Origin of the sequence: Bacteroides sp. 2_2_4 (assembly GCF_000157055.1) — a bacterium.
GTDB classification, from domain to species: Bacteria; Bacteroidota; Bacteroidia; order Bacteroidales; family Bacteroidaceae; genus Bacteroides; species Bacteroides ovatus.
The window spans coordinates 1-5,593 of sequence record NZ_EQ973417.1 but is presented as its reverse complement, the minus strand read 5'-3'; the positions used below and the strand labels follow the sequence as shown (position 1 = coordinate 5,593).

Genomic DNA, 5,593 nt, shown 5'->3' with positions numbered 1-5,593 from the left:
ATGGTGCGGAACTGTCCGAAACTACTCATGCGCTGCATCCCATGCATGGCAGTATAAATCATATCCAAAGCCTTATAATTTATCTGAATCTTTTTTTTACCGTCACGACCTTTCGATTTTGAGACAGAAGCCTTTGAAGCATACTTAAAAACCTCTATCGCTGCATTTTCAAAATCCTCTATCTTCTTATATTTCTGAAAACGGGCATCAGCAACCGTACTACCATGCAATTTCTTCCATTGGGCTACTACATATTTTGCAGCTTCCAATGAATCAACAATAATATGAAAATGATAATGGAACGAAAACAAATCCTTTTTTACTACATGATAGGTACACTCCTTCTTAATCACCCCCGAAATACCAAGTGAACGAAACTTGTGTTTCGTCCTTATACCATCAGCCCACATCCGGTTACATCTACGCATGAAATCTCGCAATACCCTTGCATCATCGGTTACACAATTTTGCAAGGTAAGCGTCACAAAATAAAACTCTCTGCCTTCCGAAGCCAAATACTTCATAACCGGAAGGAACTTCTTTACATTTTGTGCCGTTTGAATACGCTGACAGATAGGACAAAAAGCCCGATGACAATAATGGGAATGCGCCTTACCTCCCTGCACAGTATAAACATTTGAACACACATGGGCATCCATATATGCTTTCATCAGCTTACTATCCGGATTCTTTTCCGAAAGTTTTCGAGTAAAATTATGGGATATGATTTTTACTTTAGCCTTTTTTTTAAGACTATCAGAACCGTTTTTTAACGGACTTTCTTTGCAGTTGGTTATATTTGTTCTATCTTTGCACATATGAAATTTTGATGTGGCTTTCGTTTGGTATCCGCCCCGCCAAGAACGAACACAAACGATTGCTAATTCTTAAAATACAAAGCCCGTTGGTTACTGCCTTCGGGCTTTCGTTTTTTCTCAGCCCAAAAGTAGGTAATTCATTCCAAACCGCCAAACATCATTCAAAAAACCTACATATAACAAGTCAAAAAGCATTTACCACGAAACTTTCTAGTTTATCTAGTATGGGGGCTCGCCCCCATTCCCCCGGCTGCGCAATTCTGACACAAATACACTACTAAATCCACAACAGACAAAGATACTTCCGGAAAAAAAACTATCTTTGCCGTACACAAAGACAACCCTTGCCGAGCGATACGGGAGAGTTGCAAAAAAACACCGGAGTGAATTGACGGATATCCGACATCTCCGGTGGTATTTTTTTTCTTATCCCCCTCCCGTCCCCCAAAGGGGGAGCACACAAAGACAAGCCCTGCCTTCACTCAATGGAGTGTTAAATAGTTGCATATGGGTCAAGTTCCTTAATCCGCTTACACAAAAAATCAAAGCGTTTCTTTGTAAGTGGTGTAAGCGTATCGAGATTATCTCCATCGAAATTCTCCCCAAAAATAAGGTCGTTCATTCCTATGCCGTGATTGTAGTTCTCACGCACACAGTTGCGCAGCGTCCAAAGGTTACGCAGGTTTACCCAGTCTGCTGTGCGGCTCTTTACCCTGCGGAACAAGATAACGGCAGTCCGCAAATAGTGCCCCACATGGTCGTAATCGTGCAAGACACGTTTGCCCAAATAGTAAATATCCAAATCTTGTTTTTCTCTGTCCTCGACTACTTGACAGAGGAAGAATGGAATATCCTTCAGGTTATCCCATTCGATGTAGTCAGTTGGTTTCATAATGTCTTATTTGCATTTTTCTTTCCGTACTTTCCATTATTCACAGAACATTTGCTGAAATACTTCACGTAACCTTTTTATCTCACTGAAATTCAAATCTCCAATCTTTCTTTTCAGCCGGCTTTTATCCACCGTGCGAATTTGATCAGTGGCTATCTCTCCTTCACGCCCGGCTACAGAACACAGAACCCGGTAAGGATAATTTCTTATCGTTGAGGTTATCGGAACAATGACTACTGTTGTAAGGTACATATTCAAATCTGAAGGAGTGACAACTACACATGGCCGTGTCTTTGCCATTTCACCCCCACGGGTAGGGTCTAACTCTACCCAATACACTTCATACTGTTCTACCATGTCCAATCCTCAAACTTTTCATCCTCAAACACATCAGGGATAAGCAACTCATCATCCCCATTCTCATGGGCACGTTTGGCAGCTTCCGCCCATCCCTGACGTGGTTGTGCCTTTATCACAATATTGTTCCCGTCCAAAGAAATGCTCACAGCCGATTTCAAGGACAAACGCAACTGTTTCAATACTTCGGAAGGAAGTATTATCCCCTTGCTGTTTCCAATCTGAATAATATTCGTTACCATAATGTTATAACTTTATAATTGATTATCACGATACAAATATATGTAAAGTTATAACAATAACAAAAGGAAAAACAACTTTTTTCCATTTTCACCGAGAACCCTGTCAATGGCTGCACTCGTCGGGAGTGTTGGTGCACCCCCTTGCCGTGCAGCGCTCCCCGACCGATGATTTTTTATTGTGCCTTGTGTCCTTTTCCCTTTTGTCCGGCTTCTGTTCCCAAGCACATCCGGAACACATGGCAGAGCGCTTGCAAATCCCGTCCGGAAGGCTTACCTTTGCAAAAGGTTATAGCACACTATAACCCCTAAAGGGGTTGTGTGCGAGGGGTGTCCCCTCGACCCCGTGCGATGTGACGTTTCACGCCACATCTTCTAAACAGACATACACACCTAAAACCTAAAGATATGGCAAAGACATGTATCAGAGTGGAAGCCTGCAATATAGGCAGCTCGGAACGTCACAACTTAAGAAGCAAGGAGCTCGACTACATCCGTCCGGAACTCACACACCGCAACGAACAGTGGGTAGAATGTTCCATTGCCGAAGTACATCGGGACATAACGGAAAAATACAAGGAAGCCACCGGACAAGGATTACAGAAGAAAGCTACCCCAATCCGGGAAGGGGTAATAGTAATCAGCGAGGAAACCACAATCCAGCAGCTTCAAGACTTGGCCGAAAAACTGGAAGAACGCTTTGGAGTGCACGCCTTCCAAATCTACACCCATAAGGATGAAGGCGCAAACGTATGGGACGGAAAGGAAGAAGCATGGAAACCGAACTATCATGCGCACATGATCTTTGACTGGACGGACGGCCATACAGGAAAAACTGTAAAGCTGAACAGACACGACATGGCGGAGATGCAGACTATAACAGCAGAGTGTCTCAACATGGAACGTGGAGTTTCTTCAGACAAGAAACACTTGTCGGCCATGCAATACAAAAACAAAATGGAAACAGAGAAAGCTGAACAACTTCAAAAAGACATCGAGCAACTAAACAGGGCATACACTGCCGGAACCGAGAAAATCACCACAGTCCAAAAGGAACTTAGTACGGCACAAAAAGAGCTAAACAGCATGAAAACCGACATACACATCAACGAAGCCAAAGAAGCTGCCGCAAAAGCCGGAAAAACCGTATTTAATGCCGTTACAAGCGTCTTTAATGTAGGGGAAGTAAAACGACAAGCCAAAGAAATTGAAACCCTCAAAAAAGAAAATTATAACCTCTCATTCAAGAATCAAAATTTAGAAGGACAATTAAGAACCAACAACATCGAGATGCGAAGGGTACAGGAAACAACCGACAGACAGATAAAGGCAGAAGCATCCAAACTAAAACCCATAACCAACCTTTTTCCGGAAATGGAAAATGCACAGGAAAATATAGAGGAACTCCAAACTATGGGAATACAAAATAAAGATATCCGACAACTTCTTATTGGAAAGGAAATATACTACACTGGAAACCTTTACGATAAAGACAAGAGAAAATCATACCAAGTTAAAAACGTGAAAATAGATATCTCCAAAAGTCAGAATGGTATTACTACAATTTGGCTAAATAACATCCACTTTAAAAACTTTCTTAAAGAACTTTGGAATACACTACAAAAGACTTTAGATAACGGTAACTGGCTACACCGATAGAAAGACACTAATTTGAATTGCACTTCTCTTTTTTGAGAAGTGCAATTCAAATTAAATCCCGTTCATTTTTTAACGACTAAAGGTGCAATTAGCTATAAAACCAAAAGAAGGAGTAGTACCTTTTCCTTTAAACTCCCATTTAAAACCTTGACCAGGTACATTTGCATCCCAATACGAAGTCCAAGTGAAAGTGTTACTCCATAACGGTCCAGTTCCACTAAAAGCAACACTTTCAGGTGTCGTTATATTATCATCCGGACTTGGTTTAGCATTAGGATTTAATACTTCAAAGAAATAATAATTATTCTGTATTGAAGCATTCAAATCAACTTGCATCTTTAAAGTACGACTGGAATCGTAAAAAACTCCGGTAGTGCTTTGAGAACCTCCATTAATACTCAAAGAAGGGAGAACAGCCCTCGTTTCCGTTACAACATCCCTAAATACTGAAAAATCAAAATTAGCATCCTCCTTCACCTTTTTAACCAAAGTCTTTCCATTTACAGAAAAAACAACATAAGCGGTATTAGGATTTGAAATAGCACTTGCCACTTGAGCATTTAAAACCTGCAGGTTATTCTTATATTTCTCAATACTCAAAGGACTAACTTTTTCTAAATCCTGCCAATCCGAACCTGTTACATAAGACAACGCCCTCGTTTTCTTATTCTCATTGAAATAGTATTCATTTGTAATCTCATTTACATCAACAAAACGAGATAAGACCTCCATATCAGATACAGAATCACTAACCACAGGTTCTATTACTTCATTATCATTACACGAACAAACACCCAAAACAGTCAGTAGACTGATGAACATAAACATTACTTTTTTCATAAATCCTCCTTTTTTAAAGTTAATAAATAAAGGTTTCGCCCAAAAATATAAAATTTCTCCTATTTTTGCATTGAATATTAAATATTTAACTATGAATAGAATAATACATATCTCTTTACTTATTTCAACAGTATCACTTTTTCTTATTTCAAACACCGGATGTGTTGAAAAACAAGGATACTACAACCATGGAGAAGAAAGCATAATCTCATTAATTTGTGATATTACATGGGCTGGTAAAAAAACAACAGACGAAAACGGCAGTGTCTGGCAAGGTACATACAAATTCAATAAAAACGGAACATATACCCGTACAAATATAGAAATCGACAAACAAGGAAATAAAAAAGAAGCCAATATCTACGGACAATGGTCATTCGGTGATCCAAGTTTCAGTACCATTTATTTTGGTGGAGAACATTACTGGGACATAGACGAGCTAACTAAAAACAAATTTTCCTTCTATGACAGAAGTGGAAAATTTGGCGATCCTTTCATGAATAGAGAATACATAGAACTCACACCATACCAAGAAAACAATACAACAAACTAACAACTACCCACTATTAGGAAAAATATCCTCATCTAAATAAATATCCTGCAAAAGTTCATCCTTCCGGGTGACCTTATAACAACACAATGCCTCCCCAGTTTCCATATTATACCAATCAGCCACCTTATCTTTCACAGACATATACCAAGTATAACAACCATCTTCAACATTCAATCCCTCAATATTAAGAACCAAATCCTCATCTCTAAAATCATTCAACGCTTCATCTCCGATC

The 5,593-nt window shown here is 39.6% G+C and carries 6 protein-coding genes and 2 pseudogenes; 2 read left to right on the top strand and 6 right to left on the bottom strand.

The window, feature by feature from the left end:
* The 4 genes and pseudogenes from BSCG_RS0128280 to BSCG_RS00025 all read right to left on the bottom strand — a co-directional run.
* A pseudogene (locus BSCG_RS0128280) lies at positions 1-671 on the bottom strand (protein rep); the annotation flags it as partial.
* 640 nt (positions 672-1,311) lie between these two features.
* Entirely contained in the window at positions 1,312-1,710 is a 399-nt protein-coding gene (locus BSCG_RS00015; RefSeq protein WP_005799260.1) for a hypothetical protein, read from the bottom strand.
* Between the two features lie 36 nt (positions 1,711-1,746).
* Complete coding sequence (locus BSCG_RS00020; protein ID WP_005799262.1) at positions 1,747-2,067, bottom strand: type II toxin-antitoxin system PemK/MazF family toxin; 321 nt, start codon at positions 2,065-2,067, stop codon at positions 1,747-1,749.
* Positions 2,061-2,309, bottom strand: a complete 249-nt coding sequence (locus tag BSCG_RS00025; RefSeq protein WP_005812783.1) for an AbrB/MazE/SpoVT family DNA-binding domain-containing protein — start codon at positions 2,307-2,309, stop codon at positions 2,061-2,063. Before BSCG_RS00025 ends, BSCG_RS00020 begins: the two co-directional genes overlap by 7 nt.
* A gap of 405 nt (positions 2,310-2,714) precedes the next feature.
* Here BSCG_RS00025 and BSCG_RS00030 point away from each other — a divergent pair, with 405 nt between their 5' ends.
* Positions 2,715-3,965, top strand: a complete 1,251-nt coding sequence (locus tag BSCG_RS00030; protein WP_005799237.1) for an NBU/pMV158-type mobilization protein — start codon at positions 2,715-2,717, stop codon at positions 3,963-3,965.
* A gap of 69 nt (positions 3,966-4,034) precedes the next feature.
* Here BSCG_RS00030 and BSCG_RS30230 read toward each other — a convergent pair whose 3' ends face one another.
* Entirely contained in the window at positions 4,035-4,805 is a 771-nt protein-coding gene (locus BSCG_RS30230) for a hypothetical protein (protein ID WP_005799241.1), read from the bottom strand.
* A gap of 91 nt (positions 4,806-4,896) precedes the next feature.
* Between BSCG_RS30230 and BSCG_RS00040 the strand changes: the two genes are divergently transcribed.
* Positions 4,897-5,358: a hypothetical protein gene (locus tag BSCG_RS00040; protein WP_005812785.1), complete on the top strand. Its 462-nt coding sequence runs from the start codon at positions 4,897-4,899 to the stop codon at positions 5,356-5,358.
* Positions 5,359-5,361: 3 nt separating this feature from the next.
* Here BSCG_RS00040 and BSCG_RS0128275 read toward each other — a convergent pair.
* Positions 5,362-5,593, bottom strand: a pseudogene (locus BSCG_RS0128275) (hypothetical protein); the annotation flags it as partial.

Excerpts from the sequence above, each read along its gene's own strand:
- BSCG_RS00040 (WP_005812785.1), top strand. The coding sequence starts at position 4,897 with ATGAATAGAATAATACATATCTCTTTACTTATTTCAACAGTATCACTT.
- BSCG_RS00025 (WP_005812783.1), bottom strand. The coding sequence starts at position 2,309 with ATGGTAACGAATATTATTCAGATTGGAAACAGCAAGGGGATAATACTT.
- BSCG_RS00020 (WP_005799262.1), bottom strand. The coding sequence starts at position 2,067 with ATGGTAGAACAGTATGAAGTGTATTGGGTAGAGTTAGACCCTACCCGT.
- BSCG_RS30230 (WP_005799241.1), bottom strand. The coding sequence starts at position 4,805 with ATGAAAAAAGTAATGTTTATGTTCATCAGTCTACTGACTGTTTTGGGT.
- BSCG_RS00030 (WP_005799237.1), top strand. The coding sequence starts at position 2,715 with ATGGCAAAGACATGTATCAGAGTGGAAGCCTGCAATATAGGCAGCTCG.
- BSCG_RS00015 (WP_005799260.1), bottom strand. The coding sequence starts at position 1,710 with ATGAAACCAACTGACTACATCGAATGGGATAACCTGAAGGATATTCCA.